Origin of the sequence: Mesorhizobium sp. M1342, from assembly GCF_040317955.1 — a bacterium.
Taxonomy (GTDB): Bacteria; Pseudomonadota; Alphaproteobacteria; order Rhizobiales; family Rhizobiaceae; genus Mesorhizobium.
Genome location: NZ_JAMYLI010000018.1, coordinates 1 through 23,786, shown reverse-complemented (window position 1 = coordinate 23,786; position 23,786 = coordinate 1). Strand labels below are relative to the sequence as shown.

General features: G+C 63.1%; 22 protein-coding genes and 1 tRNA gene. 7 read left to right on the top strand and 16 right to left on the bottom strand.

All coding sequences use genetic code 11. The features are described from left to right. Nucleotides 1–62 precede the first annotated feature (62 nt). Nucleotides 63–965 carry an endonuclease/exonuclease/phosphatase family protein gene (locus NKH06_RS19285; RefSeq protein WP_352796418.1) on the top strand — a complete coding sequence of 301 codons (903 nt, stop codon included), beginning with the start codon at nucleotides 63–65 and terminating at the stop codon, nucleotides 963–965. Then, nucleotides 962–1,807 carry an EamA family transporter gene (locus NKH06_RS19280; protein WP_013529691.1) on the top strand — a complete coding sequence of 282 codons (846 nt, stop codon included), beginning with the start codon at nucleotides 962–964 and terminating at the stop codon, nucleotides 1,805–1,807. The genes NKH06_RS19285 and NKH06_RS19280 overlap by 4 nt, the downstream gene beginning before the upstream one ends. Nucleotides 1,808–1,814: 7 nt before the next feature. On the opposite strand, the gene NKH06_RS19275 is transcribed toward NKH06_RS19280, so the two are convergent. The 13 genes from NKH06_RS19275 to NKH06_RS19215 form a co-directional block, all read right to left on the bottom strand. Continuing rightward, on the bottom strand, nucleotides 1,815–3,050 hold the full coding sequence (locus NKH06_RS19275; RefSeq protein WP_081738768.1) for an MFS transporter: 1,236 nt from the start codon (nucleotides 3,048–3,050) through the stop codon (nucleotides 1,815–1,817). A 152-nt stretch (nucleotides 3,051–3,202) separates the two neighbouring features. Next, nucleotides 3,203–3,511, bottom strand: coding sequence for a Dabb family protein (locus NKH06_RS19270; RefSeq protein ID WP_352774445.1), 309 nt, complete (start codon nucleotides 3,509–3,511; stop codon nucleotides 3,203–3,205). A 17-nt stretch (nucleotides 3,512–3,528) separates the two neighbouring features. Further along, nucleotides 3,529–5,157, bottom strand: coding sequence for a GMC family oxidoreductase (locus NKH06_RS19265; RefSeq protein ID WP_352796422.1), 1,629 nt, complete (start codon nucleotides 5,155–5,157; stop codon nucleotides 3,529–3,531). 12 nt (nucleotides 5,158–5,169) lie between these two features. Beyond that, nucleotides 5,170–5,931 (bottom strand): 3-ketoacyl-ACP reductase, encoded by a 762-nt coding sequence (locus tag NKH06_RS19260; RefSeq protein WP_128303139.1) that lies wholly within the window; start codon nucleotides 5,929–5,931, stop codon nucleotides 5,170–5,172. Continuing rightward, nucleotides 5,928–7,445 (bottom strand): GMC oxidoreductase, encoded by a 1,518-nt coding sequence (locus tag NKH06_RS19255; protein ID WP_352796425.1) that lies wholly within the window; start codon nucleotides 7,443–7,445, stop codon nucleotides 5,928–5,930. Before NKH06_RS19255 ends, NKH06_RS19260 begins: the two co-directional genes overlap by 4 nt. A gap of 88 nt (nucleotides 7,446–7,533) precedes the next feature. Further along, nucleotides 7,534–8,649 (bottom strand): ABC transporter ATP-binding protein, encoded by a 1,116-nt coding sequence (locus NKH06_RS19250; RefSeq protein ID WP_023810089.1) that lies wholly within the window; start codon nucleotides 8,647–8,649, stop codon nucleotides 7,534–7,536. A 4-nt stretch (nucleotides 8,650–8,653) separates the two neighbouring features. Further along, entirely contained in the window at nucleotides 8,654–9,598 is a 945-nt protein-coding gene (locus NKH06_RS19245; RefSeq protein ID WP_023810088.1) for a carbohydrate ABC transporter permease, read from the bottom strand. Further along, the gene (locus NKH06_RS19240) at nucleotides 9,595–10,551 is read right to left on the bottom strand and encodes a carbohydrate ABC transporter permease (RefSeq protein WP_352440927.1); all 957 of its coding nucleotides are present in this window, start codon (nucleotides 10,549–10,551) and stop codon (nucleotides 9,595–9,597) included. Before NKH06_RS19240 ends, NKH06_RS19245 begins: the two co-directional genes overlap by 4 nt. A gap of 104 nt (nucleotides 10,552–10,655) precedes the next feature. Continuing rightward, complete coding sequence (locus NKH06_RS19235) at nucleotides 10,656–11,909, bottom strand: ABC transporter substrate-binding protein (RefSeq protein ID WP_352440928.1); 1,254 nt, start codon at nucleotides 11,907–11,909, stop codon at nucleotides 10,656–10,658. 57 nt (nucleotides 11,910–11,966) lie between these two features. Then, on the bottom strand, nucleotides 11,967–13,478 hold the full coding sequence (locus tag NKH06_RS19230) for an aldehyde dehydrogenase family protein (protein WP_352440929.1): 1,512 nt from the start codon (nucleotides 13,476–13,478) through the stop codon (nucleotides 11,967–11,969). Nucleotides 13,479–13,488: 10 nt separating this feature from the next. Continuing rightward, nucleotides 13,489–14,265, bottom strand: a complete 777-nt coding sequence (locus NKH06_RS19225; protein ID WP_128303133.1) for an enoyl-CoA hydratase/isomerase family protein — start codon at nucleotides 14,263–14,265, stop codon at nucleotides 13,489–13,491. Then, nucleotides 14,258–15,859 (bottom strand): acyl CoA:acetate/3-ketoacid CoA transferase, encoded by a 1,602-nt coding sequence (locus NKH06_RS19220; RefSeq protein WP_352893692.1) that lies wholly within the window; start codon nucleotides 15,857–15,859, stop codon nucleotides 14,258–14,260. The genes NKH06_RS19225 and NKH06_RS19220 overlap by 8 nt, the downstream gene beginning before the upstream one ends. Continuing rightward, entirely contained in the window at nucleotides 15,856–16,914 is a 1,059-nt protein-coding gene (locus NKH06_RS19215; RefSeq protein ID WP_023810081.1) for a LacI family DNA-binding transcriptional regulator, read from the bottom strand. The genes NKH06_RS19220 and NKH06_RS19215 overlap by 4 nt, the downstream gene beginning before the upstream one ends. 237 nt (nucleotides 16,915–17,151) lie before the next feature. Here NKH06_RS19215 and NKH06_RS19210 point away from each other — a divergent pair, with 237 nt between their 5' ends. Further along, entirely contained in the window at nucleotides 17,152–18,306 is a 1,155-nt protein-coding gene (locus NKH06_RS19210) for a dihydrodipicolinate synthase family protein (protein WP_023810080.1), read from the top strand. A gap of 185 nt (nucleotides 18,307–18,491) precedes the next feature. Next, nucleotides 18,492–18,698 carry a hypothetical protein gene (locus NKH06_RS19205; RefSeq protein WP_023810079.1) on the top strand — a complete coding sequence of 69 codons (207 nt, stop codon included), beginning with the start codon at nucleotides 18,492–18,494 and terminating at the stop codon, nucleotides 18,696–18,698. 154 nt (nucleotides 18,699–18,852) lie between these two features. Here NKH06_RS19205 and NKH06_RS19200 read toward each other — a convergent pair. Both NKH06_RS19200 and cpdR read right to left on the bottom strand, forming a co-directional pair. Further along, nucleotides 18,853–18,927 (bottom strand) — tRNA-Val (locus NKH06_RS19200). A 116-nt stretch (nucleotides 18,928–19,043) separates the two neighbouring features. Then, on the bottom strand, nucleotides 19,044–19,406 hold the full coding sequence (gene cpdR / locus NKH06_RS19195) for a cell cycle two-component system response regulator CpdR (protein WP_006199474.1): 363 nt from the start codon (nucleotides 19,404–19,406) through the stop codon (nucleotides 19,044–19,046). A gap of 163 nt (nucleotides 19,407–19,569) precedes the next feature. Here cpdR and NKH06_RS19190 point away from each other — a divergent pair, with 163 nt between their 5' ends. Beyond that, the gene (locus tag NKH06_RS19190) at nucleotides 19,570–20,511 is read left to right on the top strand and encodes an N-formylglutamate amidohydrolase (protein ID WP_128303129.1); all 942 of its coding nucleotides are present in this window, start codon (nucleotides 19,570–19,572) and stop codon (nucleotides 20,509–20,511) included. A 327-nt stretch (nucleotides 20,512–20,838) separates the two neighbouring features. Further along, entirely contained in the window at nucleotides 20,839–21,612 is a 774-nt protein-coding gene (hisN, locus tag NKH06_RS19185) for a histidinol-phosphatase (RefSeq protein ID WP_023810077.1), read from the top strand. A 98-nt stretch (nucleotides 21,613–21,710) separates the two neighbouring features. On the opposite strand, the gene NKH06_RS19180 is transcribed toward hisN, so the two are convergent. Next, entirely contained in the window at nucleotides 21,711–22,688 is a 978-nt protein-coding gene (locus NKH06_RS19180) for an alpha/beta fold hydrolase (protein WP_352440930.1), read from the bottom strand. 480 nt (nucleotides 22,689–23,168) lie between these two features. On the opposite strand from NKH06_RS19180, the gene NKH06_RS19175 reads away from it, so the two are divergent. Then, complete coding sequence (locus NKH06_RS19175; protein ID WP_013529716.1) at nucleotides 23,169–23,636, top strand: Hsp20 family protein; 468 nt, start codon at nucleotides 23,169–23,171, stop codon at nucleotides 23,634–23,636. The last annotated feature ends 150 nt before the right edge of the window (nucleotides 23,637–23,786 follow it).

The window sequence follows — 23,786 nt, the reverse complement described above, 5'->3', positions numbered from 1 at the left end:
CTGCACATTGCAACCGTGGCATCGAACCGCTACTGCCAACACGAAATTGAGCCGGATACGCAATGAAGCTGGTCAGCTACAACATCCAGTACGGGTTCGGCGGCGATGGCCGCTACGATCTTTCGCGCGCCGCGCGCATCGTTGCCGGCGCCGACATCATTGCGCTGCAAGAGGTCGAGCGGCACTGGCAGCGCAGCAATTTCGACGACCAGCCGGAGCTGCTTTCCCGTCTGCTACCGGATTATCATTGGGTCTACGGCCCGGCCTTCGACATGGATGCCAGCGAAAGGCGCGACGGCCGTCTGATCAACCGGCGCCGCCAGTTCGGCACCATGGTGCTGTCGAAACTGCCGATCGTCTGGTCGCGGCTGCATGCGCTGCCGATGCGCCGTACGCAGCGGCCGCTCAACACCCGCAATGCAGCACTTGAATGCATGATCCGCACCCCGGCAGGGCCGGTGCGGGTGCTGTCGCTGCATCTCGCCCATATCGCGGCCGAGGAGCGGCTGGAGCAGATCGACTATCTCCTGGCCGAGCATCGCCGGGCACCGTCCGATGGCGGGCCGTGGAGCGGCGTCGACGACGAGCCCACGCGCAACTGGACCAGCGGCGAAGCGGAGCCGGAAAACCCGCTGGCGGCGATCTGGATGGGTGACTTCAACATGGAGCCGGGCAGCGCCGAATATCGCCGCATCGTCGGCAGCACGCCCTACCATCGGGGTGCCGCCTATCTTGACGGTTTCGTCGATGCCGCCGCCGTTGCCGGGGAGCCGGTTCCGGACTTCCACACCCATGTGAAGACCATCGACGGCAGGCTGGCAAAACGCCGGCTCGACCATTGTTTCGTCGGCGGCATGTTCGCCGGGCGGGTGCGTTCGATCAGTGCCGACATCGGCGAGGTTGCGTCGGATCATTTTCCGCTGCGGGTCGACATCGACCTGGAAACGCCCGGCATTGCCACATGACGCTTTTCGTCTTCTTCGCAGTGCTTGCCGCCGCCGCCATGCACGCGATCTGGAACGCGCTGGTCAAGGTGCATCTCGACCGCTTCCTGTCGATCACGCTGATGACGCTCGGCATGGGCGCGGCGGCACTCGTGGTGCTGCCTTTCGTCGAAGTGCCGAAGGCGGAAGTGTGGCCTTACATCATCGCCTCCGTCATTTTCCACATGGGCTACCGGACGTTCCTGATCGGCGCCTACAAGGCCGGCGATTTCGCCCAGACCTATCCGCTGGCGCGGGGCACCGCACCTCTGCTCTCGGCCTTTGGCGGCATGTTCGTCGTTGCCGAAATCCCCGGCCCGTTCGCCATGCTCGGCATCTTCCTGTTGTCGGCCGGCACGCTGGTGATGTCGTTTCGTGGCGGCGCGCATCTGGAAAAGCTCAATCTGCGCGCGGTCGGCTTCGCGCTGGGCACTTCCATCTTCATTGCCAGTTACACGCTGTCCGACGGCAGCGGCGCGCGGCTGGCGGCAACCGCGCAGAGCTATGCAGCCTGGCTGTTCATCTGCGATGCTTTTGGCGCCTTGGTGCTGTGCCTCATCTTCCGCGGGCCGAAGGCGCTGCCGGTGCTGGCGCGCGACTGGAAGGCAGGGCTGTTCACGGGCGTGCTCAGTGGGGCCGCCTACTGGATCGTCATGTGGGCGATGACCAAGGCGCCGATCGCCTCCGTGGCCTCGCTGCGTGAAACCTCGATCCTGTTTGCCATGATGATCTCGGTCTTCGCTCTCGGCGAAAAAATGACCGGCTGGCGCGGTGCTGCCGCGCTCAGCATCGTGGCCGGCGTCGTCGCACTGAGGCTTGGTTAGGCGCCGCTCAGGTCAGGACCGTCATCACCTGGCCACGTCGTTCCGGGCTGAAGCGGATGACGACGATGATGCAGACGGCGACCACGCCTGCGAACAGCGCCAGGGCATAGCCATAGCTGCCTCCGGCGCTTTCCGCGATTCCTGCCTGATAGGGTCCGCCATAGGATGCGGCGAGATTACCCGCCTGATAGATGAAACCGGGCAAGGTCGCCCGCACCGCGCCAGGCGAAAGCTCGTTGAGGTGCACCGGGATGACGCCCCAGGCGCCTTGGACCGCGACCTGCATGACGAAGGCGCCGATGGCGAGCATGAACGGCGTGGTGCTGTAGGCCCACAGCGGAATAGACGGCAGGGCGATCAGGCACGCCAGGGTGATGGCGTTGACGCGGCCGATCTTCTCGGACAACGCGCCGAACGCCAGGCCACCGACGATGGCGCCGATATTGGCAACGATGGTGATCCAGCTCACCGTATGCGGATCGAAGCCGTGCTGCTTCTTCAGGAAGGTAGGGTAGAGGTCCTGCGTGCCATGACTGAAGAAATTGAAGAACATCATCAGCACGACGGCATAGAGCGCGACGCCCCAGTGTTTCTGCAGGGTTTCCCACATGCCCGGTCTCGCGGTCTTCTGCGCTTCGACGAAGGCCGGCGATTCCGGCACATGCGAGCGGATGAAGAGCACGATCAGCGCCGGCACGAAGCTGAGCAGGAACATGGCACGCCAGCCGATCGTGTAGCCGCCGATCGTCTGCTGATAGAGCAGACCATAGACCACCGCCGCCAGCAGATAGCCGGCCGGATAGCCGCATTGCAGGATGCCGGAGACCATGCCGCGTGCGCTCGGCGGAATGGACTCCATGGCCAGCGAACTGCCAAGCCCCCATTCGCCGCCCATGGCGATGCCGAACAAAGCACGCAGGGCGAGGAATATGCCGAGATTGGGCGAGAAGGCGGCCAGCGCGCCAATCACCGAATAGCTGACGATGTTGAGCATGAGGATCGGCTTGCGCCCGTATTTGTCGGCAAGCATGCCGAAGAAGAACGCGCCGATGAAGCGTGTCGCCAAGGTCAGGAACAGCGCCTTGGAGACCGCGGGCACGTCGGCGTGGAATTCGGTCGCGATATCGGTGAGCAGGAATGTCAGAAGGAAGAAATCGAAAGCATCGAGCGTCCAGCCCAGGAATGAGGCAAGGACGGTCTTCTTCTGCTGCGAATTAAGGGGCAAATCTTCCTCCATCATCATCGATGGGGGGAATTATCGGCCAGTTCAGGGAAGACCGGTGGTCACGTTTTCGCGTGGCTCATTTGATCGAACGCCCGCAGGAATGGCGGAAGGTGCGATGAGACCGACCGGTGCCATCTGTCGATGAACTCGATCGTGGCTTGAGGGTAGGTTTAGATTTCGAGATCAAACACCAGCAGTCCGTCCGTGCCGCCTTCCAGGGCAGCGAACAGGCGCGCGCCGGCGCGCTGGTGCGCTTCATGCACAAGATAGGCATCGCGCGCGGCAGCATCGCGGAAATCGATGGTGAAGCCGTGGGTGAAGCCGCGTGCGAACGGCTCCGGGCTGACATTGGCGCTGAATTTTACTGCGTCCATGCCGTCGATCACCTGTCGCAGCGCCTCGAGATCGGCATGGATCGCCGTGCGCTCGGTGGCGTCGACATCGTTGCGCAGCTTGACGAAAACACAGTGCCTGATCATGTCTTACTCCTCAGTGGCTAAGCAGCCCGGTTTCCGGAAAACACCGCCGGCGGCAGCGGCTCGCGGCCAAGGACCAGGTCGGCGCCCTTTTCACCGACCATGATGGTCGGCGCATTGGTGTTGGATGAAGGCACGCGCGGCATCACCGAGGCGTCGCAGACGCGCAGGCCCTCGATGCCGCGCAGCCGCAGATCCGGCGTCACGACAGCCATATCATCATGGCCCATGCGGCAGGTGCCGACCGGATGGTGGTCGGTCTTGGAACTGCGGCAGGCATAGTCGAACAGCTCGTCGTCGCTGGCGAGTGACGGGCCGGGCAGCACCTCGCGCAGCACGTAAGGGGCAAGCGCCTTCTGCCGCATGATCTCGCGGGCCAGCCGCAGCCCCTTGATCGACATGGCGCGGTCATAGGGATCGGACCAATAGTTCGGATCGATCAGCGGGTGGTCGGCCGGGTCGGCACTCTTCAGCCGCACCGTGCCGCGCGAACGCGGACGCAGGAAAGCCGAGTTCAGGGTGACGCCAGGGTTTTTCAGCTTCTCGACGCCGGCTTCGATGCCGGAACCCAAGCCGAGATGAAACTGGATGTCGGGCGAGGCGGCGGTCGGGTCGGCGTACCAGAAGCCGCCGGTCTCGAACAGGCTGGAGGCCACCGGCCCTTTCTTCAGCAGCAGATACTGCAGGCCGGCCCAGGCCGTGCGGTGCAGCTTGGCGTAGTTGTCATAGGTGTGATCGCCCGTACATTCGGCGATGACGAACAGATCAAGATGGTCCTGCATGTTGGAGCCGACGCCGGGCAGGTCGTGCACCGGCGTGACGCCGACCGACTTCAGATGGTCGGCGGGGCCGATGCCCGACTGCATCAAGAGTTTCGGCGAGCCGATGGCGCCGGACGAGACGATCACCTCGCGCTCGGCGCGCAGGATTTTCTTCTCGCCGCCCGGTCTGTCGACAATTTCGACGCCGATGGCGCGGCCCTTCTGGACGACGATGCGCGTCACCAGCACATCGGTTCGGACGGTCAGGTTCTTGCGGGCGCGGATCGGCCTCAAATAGGCGACTGAAGCGGACGAGCGCCGGGCATCCTTCTGGGTCAGCTGGTAATAGCCGACGCCTTCTTGGGCAGCGCCGTTGAAGTCCGGGTTGAAGGGGATGCCCATCTGCTGCCCGGCACGGAAATAGGCCTCGCAGATCGGCAGCGGCGCAATCGGGTTCGAGACGCCGAGCGGGCCCTGGTCACCGTGAAAATCGTTGGCGTAGCGCTGGTTGTTCTCAGCGCGCTTGAAATAGGGCAATACATTGCGATAGCCCCAGCCGGCGAGGCCTTCTTCCTTCTCCCAGTCGTCGTAGTCGCGGGCGTTGCCGCGCGTGTAGATCTGGGCATTGATGGACGAGCCGCCGCCGACCACCTTAGCCTGCGTGTACCAGAAGACGCGGTCCTTCATATGACTCTGCGGCACGGTCGACCAGCCCCAGGAAGCAATACCCTTGGTCATCTTGGCAAAGCCGGCAGGCATGTGGATATAGGGATGCCAGTCCTTGCCGCCGGCTTCCAGCAGCAGGACCGAATTTGCCGGATCCTCGCTCAATCGGTTGGCCAGAACGCAGCCGGCCGGACCGGCGCCCACGATGATGTAGTCGGTCATGACACTGTCCACTTATAGTCGCGGCACGGAGAGGGCGCCATCGACATTGATGATCGAGCCGGTCGAAAAGCCGAGCCTGCCGCCGGCGAGCGTCGCCACCACCGCACCGATGTCCGATGCTTCGCCCCAGCGTTTGGCCGGCACCAGTCCACTGTCGATGAGGGCATCGTATTTGGCGGTCACGCCTGAAGTCATGTCGGTGCGGATGATGCCGGGCCGCACCTCGAACACGCCGATGTTTTCGGGCGCCAACCGCAGCGCCAGGTTCTTCACCCACATCGAAAGCCCGGCTTTCGAGATGCAGTAATCCGGTCGCTCCGACGATGCCATTTCGGCGCTGACCGAGGTGATGGTGATGATCGACCTCTGGTGATCGCCTGGCGCAGCCAGCATCGCCTTGGCGACGGCCTGGCTGAGGAAGACGGTGCCGCGCAGATTGATGCCCAGCGTGCGGTCGAAATTCTCCGGCTTGAGGTCCAAGAGGTCACCGCGCACCACGGCGCCGATGCCGGCATTGTTGACCAGGCAGTCGATACGGCCGAAGGCGCGCATCGCGGCATCGACAAGTGCGGTGTGGCTGGCGAGATCGGCGATGTCGCAACGGACATAGGCGAACTTCGCGCCACGCTTGGTGATGTCGGTGGCAAGTCCATCAGCGGCTGTTTCGGCAAGATCTGCGATCAGAATATCGAAGCCGACATCCGCCAACGCCTGGGCGCAGGCAAGGCCGATGCCGCGCGCGCCGCCGGTGACGATGGCGGAGGGGCGGGTCATGCGGCGAGGTCCGTCTTGCGGATGTGGTCCGCGACGCGGAGCGCCTGCGCGGCGATCGACAATGCCGGATTGACCGCCGCCGAGTTCGGAAGGAAACTACCATCGACAACGAACAGGTTCCGGTGATCGAAGGAGCGGCAGAACGGATCGAGCGCCGCCGTCGCCGGATCGTCCCCCATCTTTATCGTGCCGCATTGGTGCGACGGCGTGCGCTTGTCGAAGGGGCGTGAGAGAACGATGGGATAACCGCAGGCGCGGAAATTCTCGCGCATCACCTTGGTCAGCCCGTCGAGCGACTGCATGTTGGAGCGCCGCCATTGCATGACGATGTCCTTGCCATCAACCATGATGCGGCTTTCCGGATCGGGCAAATCCTCGCACATCAGGTACCAGTCGACGGCATGGCCGGCCATGAAATCGAGCGCGAATTTCGGTGTATACTTGACGTTGGCCTGCAGCATGTTGCCGTCGATCTTGCCGAGAAGCTGGACGTTGCCGAGCGGCTTGCCGCCCTTGCCGTCGGACAGGTAATAGTCGTTCAGCATCAAAGTCTTCTGGTAGACGGCATCGTTGCGGCGGCGCGGGTCGATCGCCAGCATGGCGCTTGAATTGTGGTTCATGAAATTGCGGCCGACCTGGTCGGAGCGGTTGGCTAGGCCTTTGCCACCTCCCTTGCTGTTGTTGGGCGAGGGCGAGCGCAGCAGGATGACGGCGGAATTGACCGCGCCGGCGGAGAGGATGACCAGCTTCGGCGACACCTTCTTCAGTTCGCCGTTCTGGCGATAGTGAATCGCGGCGATGGTTTTGCCATTCGCCGAGGCTTCGAGATATTCAACATAGGCGCCAGTCTCGAGCCGAATGTTCTGGTCGGTCAGCGCCGCCGTCAGCGGTCCGGTCTGCGCATCGACCTTGCCCTGACCGGTGTTGGGAAACGCGTCCCAGCCGGTCTTGCCCTCCTTCAGCCAGGTTTCGATGTCGACACCGAGCGGCAGCGAGGCGGGATGCAGGCCGAGCCCCTTAAGTTCGGCGCGGGCGCGGGCAATCGGTGCCTCGTCGGGCACCGGCTTATAGGCGTAGGGGACCGAATGGAACGGCTCGGTCGGATCTTCGCCCAGCGTGCCGCGCACGCGAAACAGCTGTTCGGCTTTCGAATACCAGGGCTCGAACTCGTCATAGGAAAACGGCCAGGCCGGCGAGACGCCGCCGAAATGCTCCATGGCGGCAAAATCCTCTTTGCGGTAGCGGATCAGCACCGCGCCGTAGAATTTCGAATTGCCGCCGACATAGTAGTAATTTCCCGGATTGAAGGCGGCACCGCCGGCTTCGCGCCACATCTCCTTCGGCCGATAATGGCCATCGACGAAGATCGAGCGCGTGTCACGTGTGTGCGGCGTCGCCGGCAAAGGCTCGCCGCGCTCCAGCATCAGGATCGAGGCGCCGCTGCCGGCAAGGCCGGAGGCGATCGTGGCGCCGCCAATGCCGGAGCCGATGATGACGATGTCCGGATTTGTCATGGCCTAAATCGCGTCCCGACGCGCTTTAGTTTCTTGTTTTGATGCATGTCGTTGCCCCAAAACCGGATCCACTTTTGGGCGACATACATTAGCGAATACGGGTCTCGGTCGCCGGATCGAAGAACACCGCCTTGGTCAGGTTGAAGGCGAGCGGCGTGTTGGTGCCCGGCTGGATGTTGGCATCGGCGCGCAGCCGCGCCACCACGCCCTTGCCGCCGAGATTGGTGACGGCGAAGGTATCCGAGCCGGCCGGTTCGACGACCTCGATGTGACAGTCGGCGGTTGCGATGTGCGAGGCGTTGCGCTCGGCACCTTCCGGATCGGTCAGGGCTTCGGGGCGGACACCGAAGATAATCGGCTTGCCCTGGAATGCCGACAGGCCCGCCGGCGCATTCGCCATCGGCAGCGAGATCGGCTCGCGCGCCTCGCGCTGCAGCACGACCGACAGCGCATTGCCTGACGTGCCGATGGTCGCCGGGATCAGGTTCATCGCCGGCGAGCCCATGAAATCGGCGACGAAGAGATTGCTCGGGTTGTTGTAGATCTCGGCCGGGGTGCCGAACTGCTGCACCTCGCCATCCCGCATGACCGCGATCTTGGTGGCCAGCGTCATCGCCTCGATCTGGTCGTGCGTGACGTAGACGATGGTGGTGCCGGTGGTGGCGTGCAGGCGCTTGATTTCGATGCGCATGTCGACGCGCAGCTTGGCGTCGAGGTTGGACAATGGCTCGTCGAAAAGGAACAGTTTTGGGTCGCGCACCAGCGCCCGGCCCATGGCGACGCGCTGGCGCTGGCCGCCCGAAAGCTGGCTCGGCTTGCGCTGCAAGAGGTGGCCGATCTGCAGCACCTTGGCCACCTTGTCGATGGCCTTCTGGCGCTCCGCCGCCGGCACGCCGCGCATCTCCATGCCGAACGAGATGTTTCCGGCCACCGTCATGTTCGGGTAGAGCGCATAGCTCTGGAACACCATGGCGATGTCGCGCTTGGAGGGGTGCAGATCGTTGATGGTGCGGCCGTCGACACGGATTTCGCCAGACGTGATCGTCTCCAGGCCGGCGATGGTGTTGAGCAAGGTCGACTTGCCGCAGCCGGAAGGGCCGACCAGCACCAGGAAGCCGCCTTTCTCGAGTTCGACATCGATCCCTTTGAGGATCTCGACCTGGCCGAAGCGCTTTCTCAGACCATCAATTTCCAGAAAAGCCATCAGATCATCCTTTGACGGCGCCAGCCATGAGACCACGCACGAAGTAGCGGCCGGCGAGCACATAGACGAGAAGGGTGGGCAGTGCCGCGATCATCGCGGCGGCCATGTTGACGTTGTATTCGACGACGCCGGTCGAGGTGTTGACGACGTTGTTGAGCGCCACCGTCATCGGCATCGCGTCGCCGGTGCCGGCGTAAGCCGAGGCGAACAGGAAGTCGTTCCAGATGTTGGTGAACTGGTAGATCACCGTGACGACGAAGATCGGCATTGAATTCGGCAGCATGATGCGCCGGAAGATCTGGAAGAAGGAGGCGCCGTCGACCTGTGCCGCCTTGACCAGTTCGGTCGGGAACGCCTCATAGTAGTTGCGGAAGAACAGCGTGGTGAAGCCGATGCCGTAGACGACGTGGACGAAGACGAGGTTGACCGTCGGGTTGCCGAGGCCAAAGCTGGTTCCCGTTGCATTCTGCAGCGTGACGCCGAAGCGGCCGAGGCTGCCGAGGATGGTCGCCATCGGCAGCAGCACCGACTGGAACGGGATGAAGCAGGCGAACAGCATCAGCCCGAACACCAGCGTTGCCCCGCGAAAACGCCATTTGGTCAGCACGTAGCCGTTGAGCGCGCCGAGCATCGTCGAGATCAGGACGGCCGGGACGACCATCTTGATGGAGTTCCAGAAATAGCCCTTGATGCCGGCGCAGGTGAGGCCGACGCAGGTCTCGCCCCAGGCCTTCAGCCACGGATCGAAGGTCGGCGCCCTGGGCAGCGCCAGCATGTTGCCGTTCTGGATCTCGTCCATGGTCTTGAACGAGGTCACCAGCATGACGAACAGCGGCATCAGATAAAATAGCGCAAACAGCGCCAGCAGCCCGTAGATGACGATGCGGTTGATAACCTTGACGTTGACGCCGCCGGAGGCCTGGCGGGCGGGAGTGGTGACGGCGCTCATCGCGGCTTCTCCCGCAGTTCCGAATAGAGATACGGCACGATGATGGCGACGATGGTCATCAGCATGATCACGGCGCTGGCCGAGCCGACGGCCATTTCGTTGCGCTTGAACGTGTACTCATACATGAAGTTGGATGGCAGCCAGGCCGAGCCGCCGGGGCCGCCGCTGGTCAGCGCCACGACCAGATCGTAGGACTTGATGGCGAGGTGCGCGAGCACGATGAAGGCCGACAGGAAGATCGGCCGCAGCAGCGGGATGACGATGCGGCGGTAGAGCTGGAAGGTGGTGGCGCCGTCGATCTGCGCCGCCTTCATGATCTCGCCGTCGATGCCGCGCAGGCCGGCCAGGAACATCGCCATGATGAAGCCGGAGGCCTGCCAGACGCCGGCAATGACCACGGTGTAGATGACGAAATCCTTGTTCTTGATCCAGTCGAAATGGAAGCTCGTCCAGCCCCATTGATGCAAGGTCTGCTCGAGGCCGAGGCCGGGATCGAGGAACCATTTCCAGGCGACGCCGGTGACGATGAAGGACAGCGCCATCGGGTAGAGATAGATCGGCCTCAGCACGCCTTCGCCGCGGATCTTCTGGTCGAGCAGGATGGCCAGGAACAGGCCGAGCGCCAGGCAGATGAAGATGTAGAGAAAGCCGAAGATGCCCATATTGGTGATCGACGTGTACCAGCTCGAGGGCGGGTCGGTGTCGAAGGTCCAGCCCCACAGTCGCTGATAGGCGCGCGAGCCGGTGATGACATAGGATGGGAAGGTCTTGGAATTGGTGAAGGACAAATAGATCGTCCACAGGATGAAGCCGTAGACGAAGACGATGGTGATGGCAAAGCTGGGCGCCAGCACGATCTTCGGCAATGCGTCCTGCAGGCGTGAGCGCACCGAGGCGCGTGGCCACGCATGCTCCGGCGTCAGCTTGATCTGGCTTGTCGCTACCGTGCTCATGGGGCTCCTCCCGTCGACTCGCGGCCAACCAGCTTCGCGGATATAAGTTCGCGGATCTGGGCCTTCCCCGCCGGAGCGGGGAAGGCGTTTTTGGCGCGTGGCGCTTACTTGGCGTCGTCGATCGCCTTGACCAGCTCGGTCACGGCTTCGTCCGAGGTCTTGATCTGACCATGGACGAATTTGGAGACGACATCCTTATAGGCATTGGCGACCGCCGGGGGCGCGCCATAGCCCTGGGCGAGCGAGCCGAACAGCGTGCCGCCTTTGTTAGCTGCCTTCAGGTCGGCGATGCCCTTCTTGCCGCACGCGTCGAAGTCGGTGTCCGGAACGTCGGTACGGGCCGGAACCGAACCCTTGACGACGTTGAAGGCCGACTGGAAGCTCTTCGACAGGGTGGCGGTGGCCAGCGCGACCTGGGCGGCCTTGCGGTCGTCCGGAACATTGAACATGCCGAACATGTCGGAGTTGTAGATCACCGAGCCGTCGGTGCCCGGGAAGCGATAGCACAGGAAGTCGGTGCCCGGCGTTTTCTTGGCGGCGTTGAACTCGCCCTTGGCCCAGTCGCCCATGACCTGCACAAGAGCATCGCCCTTGATGACCATGGCGGTGGCAAGGTTCCAGTCGCGGCCCGAGAAGTTCGGGTCGACATACGTGACGAGCTTGGCGAGGTTATCGAACGACTTCTTCATCGTGTCGGACTTCAGGGACTCGTCATCGAGGTCATTGAAGGCCTTCTTGTAGAACTCGGGTCCGCCGGTCGACAGCACGACGGAGTCAAACATGGTGGCTTCCTGCCAGTTCTGGCCGCCGAGAGCGAGCGGGATCACCCCTGCCGCCTTGGCCTTGTCGAGCAGGGCAACGAAGTCGTCGAAGGTCTTCGGCTCGGTGCCGCCGATCTTGTCCAGGACGGCCTTGTTGATCCACAGCCAGTTGACCGAGTGAACGTTGACCGGAGCCGCGACCCACTTGCCGTCATAGACCGAAAACTTCTGCAGGGCTGCCGGAACGGACTTGTCCCAGCCTTCCTTCTTCGCCGTTTCGGTCAGGTCGCCCATGACGCCGGCAGCGGCGTAGTCGAGCACGGTGTAGCCGAGCATCTGCGAGGCGGTCGGATAATTGCCGGCCGCGACCATCGCCTTAAGCGCGGTCATGGCGGCATCGCCGCCACCGCCGGCCACCGGCACGTCCTTCCAGGCATAGCCTTCCTTGGCCAGGTCGCCCTTGAGGACGTTGAGAGCAGCCGCTTCGCCGCCCGAGGTCCACCAATGCAGCATCTGGACTTCCTTGACGTCCTCGGCGTGGGCTGTGAAAGCCAGGCCCGACGCGAGAGCCGTTCCGATAAGCAGTTTGCGCAACATGTACTTCCTCCCTTGTTGCATTACACGACCGGCGGATGCCGCCGGGTTCTTCTCAACTCAGCCGACCCACCACCCGGTGCGCTGGCCGCGATGAAACTGGATTGTCTTTTCCTCGGTATAATCCTCGACGGCGCGTTTGCCGAGTTCGCGTCCGAGACCGGACTGCTTGTAGCCTCCGAAAGGCAGCTCGGGATAACCTTCCATGAACGTGTTCACCCAAACGGTTCCCGAACGCACCCCACGCGCCACCGACATGCAGGTGTCGATGCTGGCGCTCCACACGCCCGCCGCCAAACCATAAGGCGTGTCGTTGGCGATGTGCAACGCCTTTTCAATCGATTCAAATGTCAGCACCGAGAGCACCGGGCCGAACACTTCCTCGCGGGCGATGGCCATCTCCTCGGTGACGTCGCGAATGATGGTGGGATCGAGATATTGGCCGACATTGGAGGCCAATTGCTTGCCTCCGCTGTAAACCTGGCTGCCGTCGCCTTCAGCGGCAGAAACATAGCCGGCCACCTTCTTCAGATGGTCGGACGAGATCATCGCGCCGACTTTGGTTTGGTCATCGAGCGGATCGCCGACCGTAACCCTGGCGGTAAGCGCCTTGACAGCGCTGAGAAAATCGTCGGCGATCGCCTCGTGCACGATCAGCCGGCTGCCGGCATTGCAGCACTCGCCGGCATTGAAGAAGCCGCCGAACACCGCCGCATCGGCGGCCGCTTCGAGGTCGGCGTCCGGGAAGACGACCTGACCGTTCTTGCCGCCGAGCTCCATCGAGACTTTCTTCAGCGATTGCGCGGCCGAGGCCATCGTCATCTTGCCGACGCGGGTCGAGCCGGTGAACGAGACCATCTCGACCAGGGGATGGCTGACCATCGGCGCGCCGACGTCGGCACCAAAGCCGGCCAGGATGTTGACGACGCCGGGGGGTAGGCCGGCCTGCATTAGGATATCGCCGAGCACAAAGGTCGACGCCGAGGTCATTTCGCTCGGCTTGACCACCGCCGTGCAGCCGGCGGCGAGCGCGAAGGGCAGTTTCTGGCTGACGATCAGGAACGGGAAATTCCACGGCGTGATGATCGAGACGACGCCGATCGGCTCGCGCAGCACGACGCCCAGCATGGCATCGCCGAGATTGGCATAGCTTTCGCCGTGCAGCGTGCGGGCGAGCGAGGCGGCGTAGCGCCAGATGTCGACGGCGCCGCCAATCTCACCGCGCGCCTGGGCGATCGGCTTGCCGGATTCCAGTGTATCGAGCCGGGCGATCTCTTCCAGCCGGCCCTCGATCAGGTCAGCCGCCTTGAGCAGGATCGCGGCACGCTCAGCTGCCTTCATGCGCGGCCATCGACCGGTCTCGAACGCCTTGTGGGCGGCCTGCACAGCGGCTTCCACTTCGGCCGCGCCGGCCTGCGCGTAGTGCGAGACGGTGAAGCCGTGGCCGGGGCTATTTCGAGCAATCGTGCGGCCGTCGCGGGCATCGACATGCTTGCCGTCGATCAGCAGTCTGTACGCTTTCGGTGCCGCAGCCGCCTCGGCCGGCATGGCGATCTTGAGGGGGGCGTTCATCTGTTTTCCTCTAGGATCTCGAAAAGGCTGGCTTCTGCTTGGCCTTGAAGGCATCGACGCCGGCCTTGAGATCTCCGGTCAGGGCGATGAAGCCGCTGGCCAGCGCTTCGGTGGCGGCGGCACTTTCCTCGCCTTCGGCGACCGCGATCATCAGCTTGGCGGCTTCGGTCGCCAGCGGGCCGCGCTCGGCGATCTTTTCCGCCCACGCCCTTGCTTCGTCGTATGCCTTGCCAGTCGCGACCACCCGGTCGACGATGCCCAGAGCGAGTGCCTCGGGGGCGAGAAAGATCTCGCCGCCGAGCGCCATGCGGCGCACCGTCTGCGCGCCGAAGCGGCGCACGGCGCGCTGCGTGCCTGACCAGCCGGGCACGACACCGATCGAAGTTTCAGGGAAGCCCAGTTTCACTTGTGTTTCCGCCACGCGGAAGTCGCAAGCCACAGCCAACTCCAGGCCGCCGCCCAGCGCATGGCCGGACAGGACGGCGATGGTCGGCTGCCGCAGCCGCGCCAAGCGGTCGAAGACGCGGTGGCCATAGCGCACCCATTGCACCTGGAAATCGGCGGCACTCATCCGCGCCCACGCCTCGACATCGCCGCCGGCGCAGAAGCCCTTGCCTTCGCCACGGATGAGCACGACGCGCACGCCGTCGGCCGCTTCCGCTTCGTCGAGCGCTGTTTCGAGCGCGCGAAGCATGGGGATATCCAGTGCGTTGAATTTCTCCGGCCGGCGCAGCGTGACGATGCCGAGGGCGCCATCCTGTTTGAAGGTGACGAGAGGCTCAGCCATGCGCGCCTCCGAGCGAGGCGCCGCCATTCAGTGACAGGCCTATCGGTTGCTCCTGATAGAGGGCTGCCGGTGTCGTCTTGAGGTCCTTGGCAACGCCCAACGGGATTTCCGACTGCGCCAGCACATCGCGCTGTAGATCGATGCCGGGTGCGAGTTCTGTGACGACCAGGCCCTCCGGCGTGAGCCTCATCACGCAGCGCTCGGTGACATAGGTGATGTCCTGCCCCTGCGCGACCGCGCGCTTCCCCGAAAACGAGATGTGCTCGACCTCGTTGACCACCTTCTTGACCTTGCCCTCCTGCTCGATGCGGATACCGCCATCGGCCAGAGACAGCTTGGCGCCGGCGTTGAAGAAGCCGGAGAAGACGATCTTCCTCGCCCGTGCGGTGATGTCGACAAAGCCGCCGGCGCCGGCGGTGACATGCGGGCGCGCCGAAAGCTTCGAGACATTGACCGAGCCATGGCGATCGATCTGCAGGAAGGACAGCAGCGAAGCGTCGAAGCCGCCGGCCTGGAAATAGATGAACTGGTGCGGCGAGGGCATGAAGGCGTCGGCGTTCGACGAACAGCCGAATTTGAAGTCGAGCAGCGGCACGCCGCCGACCGCGCCCTGTTCGATCACCCAGGTAATCTTGCCGTGCTGTCCTTCCTCGAGAAGGATGCGAGGGACATTGGCGGAAATACCGAAGCCGATGTTGACGGCCATGCCGTCGCGCAACTCCATGGCGACGCGGCGCGCGATCACTTTCTGGACGTTCATCTCCGGCGTGCGGAAGCTCGACAGCGGCCGGAAAATTTCTCCGGAGATGGCCGGGTCATAGGGTGTCAGCGTCGTCTGCAACTGGTCGGGCGCGACGACGATGTGGTCGACCAGGACGCCCGGCACGCGCACGTCATGCGGTTTCAGCGTGCCGTTTTCGACGACGCGCTTGACCTGCGCGATAACGATGCCGCCATTGTTGCGGGCGGCGAGTGCCTGTTCGAGGCCGCCGAGATAGGCACCCTCATGCTCATAGGTGAGGTTGCCGCGCTCGTCGGCTGACGTGGCGCGGATGATCGAGACCTGCGGCACGATGGAGCGGAAATAGAGCCATTCCTCGCCGTCGAACTGCTGCACCGAAACGATCGGCTCGCTGGCGGCGGCGTTCATGGCGCAGCCCTGGTGGCGCGGGTCGGCGAAGGTGTCGAGACCGACCTTGGTCAGCACGCCCGGCCGCTTGGCGGCCGCTTCGCGGTGCATGTCGAACAGGATGCCGGACGGCACGTTGTAGGCGACGACCGAATTGTCGCCGATCATCTTCCAGATCTGCGGCGGTTCGGAAGAGGAGGGGCCGGACGGGTAGGAGCCGCACAAAGTACGCTTCAGCAGGCCGGGCTTGGCCAGATGGTCGATGCCTTTGATGCCGTACATGTCGCCGGCGGCGATCGGGTGAAGTGTGGTGATATTTTTTGGGTGGCCTTCCCCATCGAAGCGTTCGCCGATCGCGGCAAGCACCGCGTCCGGACAGCCGAGACCGCTCGACGACGACACGGATACGACCATGCCGTCCTTGATCAGGCCCGCTGCCTGCGCTGCCGAAACGACCTTGCTCAATTCATGCTCCCCGAACCGGCCGTCCTGTTTCGGGTGCGGCGATCCGGGCCACAGCTTTCCCTGACGACCAGATTGACCGCGCCGATATGGTCCTCGGCCCGCGTGGTGCGCGACTGGATCATTTTCAGCATGACATGGGCGGCGCGTTCGCCGAGGCCGGCCGAGTCCACCGCGACGCTGGTCAGCGCCGGCATGTAATGCTCGGCCTCGGCCACGTCGTCGAAACCGACGATGGCGAAATCAGTTCCCGGCTCAAGCCTACGCTTGCGCAGCGCCAGCATGGCGCCAAAGGCGACAGCGTCGTTGAAGCAGAGCGCCGCGGTCGGCGGCTCAGCCATAGCGAGAGCGGTTTCCAGGCACGCTATACCACCTCTGCGGCTGGTCTCGCCCTCGACGACAAGTGCGTCGCGGGCGGCGATGCCCTGCGTCTCGCAGGCTTCGCGAAATCCGCCAAGCCGCTCGTGATAGACCACCAGGTCGGACGAGCCGCCGAAGAAGACCAGCCGGCGATGTCCCTTGCCGATCAGATGCGCGGTGGCGAGATAGGCGCCGCGATGATTGTCGGGCGCGATCACCGGGATGCGGCTCTCGGGAAGCCGGCGCATGGCGAAGACAACCGGCAGACCCGCCGTCTCGATCCGCCTGAAGGCGCCCGGCGTCGTGCCGCGAGCCGGCGAGACGATGAGACCGGCGACGCCTTGCTCCATCAGCGACTTCAGCACTTCTTCCTGGCGCACCGGATTTTCCGCCGTGTTGGCGATGAACGGCACGATGCCGGCCGACTGAAAGACGCGTTCCATGCCGACCGCCAGTTCGGCGAAGAAAGGATTGGTCAGATCGTTGATGACCATGCCGATGACGTTGGAGTGCGCCTTGCGCAGATTGGCGGCGCCGCGGTTGTAGACGTAACCGACATCCTCGATCGCCTTGCGCACCTTGCTCGCTGTTTCGGGCCGGATCAGTCCGCTGCCCTGGAGCACGAGCGATACCGTCGATTTGGACACGCCTGCTTCGCGGGCGATGTCGAATATCGTCGCCTTGGCCCGGTTGGCCATCCAGATGCATCCTCCTCGATTGCAGGCCCAAACTATTGGAACGTTCTAATCTCCGCTCCGCTCGTAAGTCAATCGGGATTTTCCCGCGCCTCGAACGCCGATTGTGCGTACTCAAATGGCTTGCTCCACGAGGATTTGTGTTGCAATGCAGCATTCTTCCTGCCGTGGAGCCCGAATCTTAAAGGTTCTTGATTTATTGGAACGTTCCATTTAGTAGCGTTGCGAAGGGAGAGATCGATGGACATTTCCTTGCCTGGTGAGGGTGGCGGCAGCACCCGGTACACGCTGGTCGGCGAACCGGTGCAGTCTGACATCGGCGCGCGATTTTCGCGTATTGCCTATGCCGCTGCGCACGTCGTTGCCGATCCGCTCGCCATGACCGATCCGTGGTCCAGGCCGGTGGTCGACTGGGACAGGACGATGGCGTTCCGTCACCATCTGTGGCGGCTGGGATTCCGCATCGCCGAAGCGATGGACACGTCGCAGCGCGGCATGGGCTTCGACTGGGCAAGCGCGCAGGAATTGATCCGCCGTTCGATCGCCGAGGCGCGTACCGTCGATGGCGCCGATCTCGCCTCGGGTGCCGGCACCGACCATCTGGCGCCCGCCGCCGCCAGGACGCTGGACGATGTGATCGCCGCCTATGAGCAGCAATTCGCTTTCATCGAAGGCTTGGGCGGCAAGGCGATCATGATGGCCAGCCGGGCACTGGCGGCAGTGGCCAAGGGGCCGGACGACTATGTCGGCGTCTACGACCGCATCCTGTCCCAAGCATCCGGCAAGGTCATCCTGCACTGGCTGGGCGACATGTTCGATCCGGCGCTCAGGGGCTATTGGGGCAGCGAGAATTTCGAGACTGCTCTCGATACAGTTGTTGCCATCATCGAACGCCACGTTGGCAAGGTGGAGGGGATAAAAATCTCACTGCTCGATGCCGGCAAGGAGGTCGCGCTGAGGAACCGTCTGCCGGACGGCGTCGTCATGTTCACTGGCGACGATTTCAATTATCCCGAACTGATCGCCGGCGACGAGAAAAGACACTCGCACGCACTGCTCGGTATTTTCGATGCGATTGCGCCGGTCGCCAATGCAGCGCTGGCGAAACTGGCGGAGGGTGACCGCGCCGGCTATGACACATTGATGGCGCCGACCGTGCCGCTATCGCGAAAAATCTTCGAGGCGCCGACCGAGTACTACAAGGCCGGCATCGTCTTCATGGCCTGGCTGAATGGCCATCAGGACCATTTTGCGATGGTCGGCGGCATGCAGTCGGCGCGCGGCATCCGTCACTATGCCGACGTGTTCCGCCTTGCCGACCAGGCAGGATTGCTCGCTGATCCCGATCTGGCGGTAGCCAGAATGAAGAGCCTTTGCACCGTCGCGGGCATCTGAAGCGCGGAAAGGCTGACCGGTCGAAGAGGACGCGTCGCCACGCGATTGCTGCGCCTGCCCAGGTGTTTCCGCTGTCGAACGACCGCGAGGGTGGTTTTCGCGTCACCAATTTTCTTGTGAACCAATTTCTCTCGAGGCGCGACCAAGCGATGTGTCCAAACATGGTCCATCAAGGAGAACGTCTGATGTTTACTGTTTCAAGAAACGTCCTTTTGGCCGCTATCGCCGTTTCGGTGCTGGCCGGCTGCAAGACAACCGCTCCCAGGGAATGCGACAAGCTGAAGCCTGGCGTCACCTACAACGGCAAATGCTGCGGTCTCGGAGAGCCTTGTCGCGAAGGCAAGGGCGGCGGCGACAGGCCGGGAAATACGCCAGATCCAGCGCCGCAATGATCTGATCGAGTGCGGCCCGTTCCGGTCAAACGCCGGGACGGGCGCGTTGCGCTCGAAAAACTCGCCAGTGTCCAGCTTCCCTTGGGCGAACGAAAATTGTCCAGCTCGGGCGAGCGGGCCAGGATGCCGATTCAAGTCTGATCGTCTGGTTGGATGGTGGGCGTGACAGGGATTGAACCTGTGACCCCTGCAATGTCAATGCAGTGCTCTCCCGCTGAGCTACACGCCCATCCGAAGCCGCGCATACACCATTTTTGATCCAGCGCGTCAATAGCAGGAAAAAGGAAAGAAGGCGTCGTCTCGCCGCAGTGGCGAAGAGGTGCGGCGCCTCGCTTGAAAAACGGCTCAGGCCGCCTGCAGCATCTTCTCGACCTCGTTGACGAGGTCACGCAGATGGAACGGTTTCGACAGCACCTTGGCGTCTTTCGGCGCCTTGGAATCAGGGTTCAGCGCAACGGCGGCGAAACCGGTGATGAACATGACTTTCAAATCAGGATCGATCTCTGTGGCGCGGCGCGCCAGTTCGATGCCGTCCATCTCCGGCATGACGATGTCGGTCAACAGCAGCGAGAACGGTTCCTCGCGCAGCCGCTCATAGGCGCTGGCGCCATTGTCGAAATCGCTGACCTGGTAACCGGCGCGCTCCAGCGCCTTGACGAGGAACCGACGCATATCGTCGTCGTCTTCCGCCAGAAGAATGCGTGCCATGATATCCCGTCCGAATCACCCGCCCGAGATTGCCGTTGGGCAAGCCCGTTAACCATCCTGTATATGAGGAGGTGAGGGTAAACATCAAGTGAACGCTGACGGGGATGATCCATATTTGCCGGGCGTGTGCTGCGGCCGAAATGCTGGACACGAGGCTTGCAAGGTGGCACTTTCACATCATGATGCACTGGTGTTTTCGGGTTCGTTCAAATTGAAGACGGCAGCCGAGGATTTTTCGGTCTTTCCACCCTTCGAAATCCGGTCGGGCGTCGAGCAGCGCGTCCCCTTCCTCTTCAACTCACCGCATAGCGGCCGCTACTATCCGGAGCGCTTCCTTGCCATGGCAAGGCTGGACCGCAACGCCATCCGCCGGTCGGAAGACTGTTACGTCGATGAGCTGTTCGGCGGCGCCGTGGCGCTAGGCGCGCCGTTGCTGGCAGCGAATTTTCCGCGCGCCTATCTCGACGTCAATCGCGAGCCGTGGGAACTCGATCCGCGCATGTTCGCCGAGCCAGTGCCGTCTTTCTGCAACATCCGCTCGGCGCGGGTGGCCGGCGGGCTTGGCACGGTGCCGAAGCTGGTGGGCGAGGGGCTCGACATCTATTCCGGCCGCCTGCCGCTGGCCGAAGCGATCGCCCGCATCGAGGCCGTCTACAAGCCCTATCACGAGACGCTGAAGCGGCTGTTGACCAGAACCCATGCGCGGTTCGGCTTTGCCGTGCTGATCGACTGTCATTCGATGCCGGCGAGCATCCGTGTCGGCGACAGCGGTCTGCGGCCCGACTTCATCATCGGCGACCGCTTCGGCATCTCGGCAACCGCCGCCCTGACCGAGACCGCGATCGGCCTGCTCAGCGCCATGGGCTATTCGGTTGCCCACAACAAGCCCTATGCCGGCGGCTTCATCACCGAGCATTACGGCCGCCCGGCGCGCCATCTGCATGCGCTGCAGATCGAGGTCAATCGCGGGCTCTATATGAACGAGCGGACATTCGAGAAGGCCGCCGGCTTCGATGCGCTGGCCGATGATCTGACGCGGTTCTCAGCCGACCTGATGTCGATGCCCGACCATCATTTCATCGACCTGCCGCTAGCCGCCGAGTGAGCGACCGGCCGTTGGCCGCAGAGTGAAATCGCGGCGTAAAAAAAGACCGCATCGTTTGCACGATACGGTCGAAGTCTAGGGAGGAAACGCCCAAGGAGGGCATGGACAGGAAACCCTGTCCGAGATCAAGGGTATTGTGCGCTGCACAAATGTCAAGCGACCTTGAGGCTTTTTTAATTCACTCTGATGTGGAAATTGCGTTTCGACGACGCTCGTGTGACATCCGGGCAACAGATGCCGTCACGGAAAAGTCGTCGAACACTCTTGTTTTGGTACGAAATTGGCGGCAGAGCACGGCTCGGACATGCTGCAGTGCGGGAGAATCAGTTGGACATCAGTGTCGGTTTCATGCGCCGCATCGCGCAGGTGGCAGCGGCGGAGACCTTGCCGCGCTTTCGCAGCCAAGGTGCGGTCGCCAACAAGGAACAGGGCAGTTTCGATCCGGTCACCGAGGCCGATCGCGAGGCCGAGCGCGCCATCCGGGCGCTGATCTCTGCTGAGTATCCCGACCATGGCATTCTTGGTGAAGAGCATGGCAGCGAGAACATTTCGAGCCGGCATGTCTGGGTGATCGACCCGATCGACGGCACGCGCGCGTTCATTTCCGGCCTGCCGGTGTGGGGCACACTGGTCGGGCTGACGATCGACGGCGACGCCGTTGCCGGCATGATGGCGCAACCCTTCACCGGCGAGCTGTTCTACGCCAACGGCTCGGGCTCCCATTATGAGGGGCCAGGCGGGCCGCGAAAACTGACGACCCGCAAGACGACGAAGTTGGACCAGGCGACGCTGTTCACCACCACGCCGGCCCTGTTCAAGGGCGAGGCGCGCAACCGTTACGATGCATTCGAAAGACAGATCCAGCTCGCCCGCTACGGCGCCGATTGCTATGCCTTCGCCATGATCGCCTCGGGAAGCGTCGACATCGTCGCCGATCCCGGATTGAAGCCCTACGACATCGTGGCGCTGATCCCGATCATCGAAAAGGCAGGCGGCGTCGTCACCACATTCGATGGCGGGCCGGCGGAACAGGGCGGCGATGTGCTCGCGGCGGCGACGCCGGAGCTTCATGCCGCCGCCATGGCCGCCTTGCGCGGCTAAACGAGCGTCCGCTGCCATTCAGGTGATGCCGACCGCTTGAAGCAGTCGTTTTACTGCCGGCGGCACCCCTTGGGGAGCGGGCCAGCGACCGGCGCCTGTCAGGCTGTGGGGTCGTCGCTCCCGGGAATGAAGGCGTCGAAAGCGGCGAGCAATTGCTCGCGGTAGATGTCGGCTTCCTGCAGGATTTCGTGACGGGAGCCATCGATCATCAGCAGCGAACCGAGCCGCAGACGCCTGGCGTAGGTTTCCACGGCCCTGGTCGAGACGACCTGGTCGGCGCCGGCGGCGATTATCAGCAGGGGGACCTGAATTCCTGCCATGAAGTCGGGGTCGCTGACAGCTTCGGAGGCTTTCGCGGCTGCCCGCAGCCAGCGGATCGTCGGACCCCCAAGCGCCAGTTGCGGATGTTCTTCATAGAGCCGCGTGTTGCGTCGATAGCGTACCGGGTCAGACGTCAGCTTGTTGGTCTCGAAAGGGGCCGTCACCTTCGGCCGCGGACCCCAGGCGGCATAGAGCCGGCCGAGGCCGAGAGCGCAGAACAGAGAACAGACGCGGCGAACCGTCGAGATCGAGACCGGCAGGTCGGGCAGCGTCAGGAAGGGCGCGATCAGCACCATGCGCCGGATGCGGTTCACCATCGACGGGGCGGCAAGCAGGGTGATCAAGGCACCTGCCGAATGGGCGAGGATGTAGTACGGTCCGCGGCAATCGGGCAGCACGATCTCCTCGAAGAATTGTTCGAGGTCGGCGGTGTAGTCGCGGAAGCTGCTGACGTAGCCGCGCTGGTGATCGCGGATCAGCCGGTCGGAATCGCCCTGGCCGCGCCAATCGAGGGTGGCGACGCCAAAGCCGCGATCGGCAAGGTTGCGGATGGTTTCGAAATATTTCTCGATGCACTCGTTGCGGCCGGTGAGCAGGACCACGGTGCCCTTCATCGGGCGAGCGACTGCGCCGAACAGGCCGTAGCGGATATTCTTGCGGTCACGCGTGGTGAAGAAGCCGCCGGTGGCATTTTCCGGCCGCGGATTGCCCTCGATTTCGTGAAAAAGGGAGTTTTCGGTGAAAAGATCCGTCATTCGGCGCTTCGTGCTCGGCGTCTCGCATGCCCGCCTGCGCTGGCCGGCTCCGCTAAGGTGATAGACGCCCATGCGCCAAAAGCCAAGGAATTCCCGGTGAAGGGGAGGCTGCACCAGGGAAGGCCGGAAGCCGCTCGAAAGCGTGCTTCCGGCCTCTGTCGATCCGGGAGGAAGGGACGTTACACCCGGTCGGCCTCGTTGCGGTGCCTGTTGTGCAATCGGCGCCGCCAGTCCTTGATCCTGAAATGCACCCTAGCGCCGGCTGCCTGAACGCGCGCCGAAGTGCCGGTTCATCTGCCGTTCATCAAGGGACCGGCCGCCGTGGCTTTTGCCGCCAGGTGAAATCTTGAAATGCTTTCCAGCGCTCCCCAAATGTCTCGTGCGGTCGCCAATGTCGGGGCCGCTGGCCCATCCGAAACGCCGCTCAAGGGTTTCGCACCGGCCATACGCAAACCATGTTGCTCAACAGGAGAACACCTCATGCGTCACGTTGATTTTTCCCCGCTTTATCGCTCTACCGTCGGCTTCGATCGTCTGTTCACGATGCTCGATTCGCTTGCGCAGCCGGATGGCGCGCAGACCTATCCGCCCTACAACATCGAGCGCACCGGTGAGGATTCCTACCGCATCTCGATGGCCGTTGCCGGTTTCTCGGACGAGGAAATCTCGATCGAAGCCCATCGCAACGTGCTGACCGTGAAGGGTGAGCGCAAGGACGAGGGTACCGGCGAAGGCTCTGAGCTGCTCTATCGCGGCATTGCCTCGAGGGCTTTCGAACGCCGCTTCCAGCTTGCCGACCACGTCGAAGTTGTCGGTGCTTCGCTGAAGAACGGCCTTCTGTTCGTCGACCTCAAGCGCAACATCCCCGAGGAGCTGAAGCCGCGCAAGATCGCCATTACGGCGTCTTCGGCCAAGGCCAAGCAGATCGAGGCCAAGACCGCTGCCTAAATACAAGTCTCCTCCCGAGACGGAAGCGGGGGGGGGGGGGGGCGGGGTGTTTTTTTTTGGGGTTTTGGGATATATTGTGGGAGGAGGGGACAAAACAAAACAAGAAAAAGGAGTGTGGTGAGAAAAGGGAGCGGGGGGGGTTAGAAAAAA

What these genes read in the sequence shown, in the direction of transcription:
- NKH06_RS19260 (WP_128303139.1), bottom strand. Translation starts at nt 5,931, where the DNA reads ATGACCCGCCCCTCCGCCATCGTCACCGGCGGCGCGCGCGGCATCGGC.
- NKH06_RS19245 (WP_023810088.1), bottom strand. Translation starts at nt 9,598, where the DNA reads ATGAGCGCCGTCACCACTCCCGCCCGCCAGGCCTCCGGCGGCGTCAAC.
- NKH06_RS19265 (WP_352796422.1), bottom strand. Translation starts at nt 5,157, where the DNA reads ATGACCGACTACATCATCGTGGGCGCCGGTCCGGCCGGCTGCGTTCTG.
- NKH06_RS19280 (WP_013529691.1), top strand. Translation starts at nt 962, where the DNA reads ATGACGCTTTTCGTCTTCTTCGCAGTGCTTGCCGCCGCCGCCATGCAC.
- NKH06_RS19250 (WP_023810089.1), bottom strand. Translation starts at nt 8,649, where the DNA reads ATGGCTTTTCTGGAAATTGATGGTCTGAGAAAGCGCTTCGGCCAGGTC.
- NKH06_RS19205 (WP_023810079.1), top strand. Translation starts at nt 18,492, where the DNA reads ATGTTTACTGTTTCAAGAAACGTCCTTTTGGCCGCTATCGCCGTTTCG.
- NKH06_RS19255 (WP_352796425.1), bottom strand. Translation starts at nt 7,445, where the DNA reads ATGACAAATCCGGACATCGTCATCATCGGCTCCGGCATTGGCGGCGCC.
- NKH06_RS19210 (WP_023810080.1), top strand. Translation starts at nt 17,152, where the DNA reads ATGGACATTTCCTTGCCTGGTGAGGGTGGCGGCAGCACCCGGTACACG.
- NKH06_RS19270 (WP_352774445.1), bottom strand. Translation starts at nt 3,511, where the DNA reads ATGATCAGGCACTGTGTTTTCGTCAAGCTGCGCAACGATGTCGACGCC.
- NKH06_RS19235 (WP_352440928.1), bottom strand. Translation starts at nt 11,909, where the DNA reads ATGTTGCGCAAACTGCTTATCGGAACGGCTCTCGCGTCGGGCCTGGCT.
- NKH06_RS19240 (WP_352440927.1), bottom strand. Translation starts at nt 10,551, where the DNA reads ATGAGCACGGTAGCGACAAGCCAGATCAAGCTGACGCCGGAGCATGCG.
- NKH06_RS19230 (WP_352440929.1), bottom strand. Translation starts at nt 13,478, where the DNA reads ATGAACGCCCCCCTCAAGATCGCCATGCCGGCCGAGGCGGCTGCGGCA.
- NKH06_RS19215 (WP_023810081.1), bottom strand. Translation starts at nt 16,914, where the DNA reads ATGGCCAACCGGGCCAAGGCGACGATATTCGACATCGCCCGCGAAGCA.
- NKH06_RS19285 (WP_352796418.1), top strand. Translation starts at nt 63, where the DNA reads ATGAAGCTGGTCAGCTACAACATCCAGTACGGGTTCGGCGGCGATGGC.
- NKH06_RS19180 (WP_352440930.1), bottom strand. Translation starts at nt 22,688, where the DNA reads ATGACGGATCTTTTCACCGAAAACTCCCTTTTTCACGAAATCGAGGGC.
- NKH06_RS19225 (WP_128303133.1), bottom strand. Translation starts at nt 14,265, where the DNA reads ATGGCTGAGCCTCTCGTCACCTTCAAACAGGATGGCGCCCTCGGCATC.
- NKH06_RS19275 (WP_081738768.1), bottom strand. Translation starts at nt 3,050, where the DNA reads ATGATGATGGAGGAAGATTTGCCCCTTAATTCGCAGCAGAAGAAGACC.
- cpdR (WP_006199474.1), bottom strand. Translation starts at nt 19,406, where the DNA reads ATGGCACGCATTCTTCTGGCGGAAGACGACGACGATATGCGTCGGTTC.
- NKH06_RS19175 (WP_013529716.1), top strand. Translation starts at nt 23,169, where the DNA reads ATGCGTCACGTTGATTTTTCCCCGCTTTATCGCTCTACCGTCGGCTTC.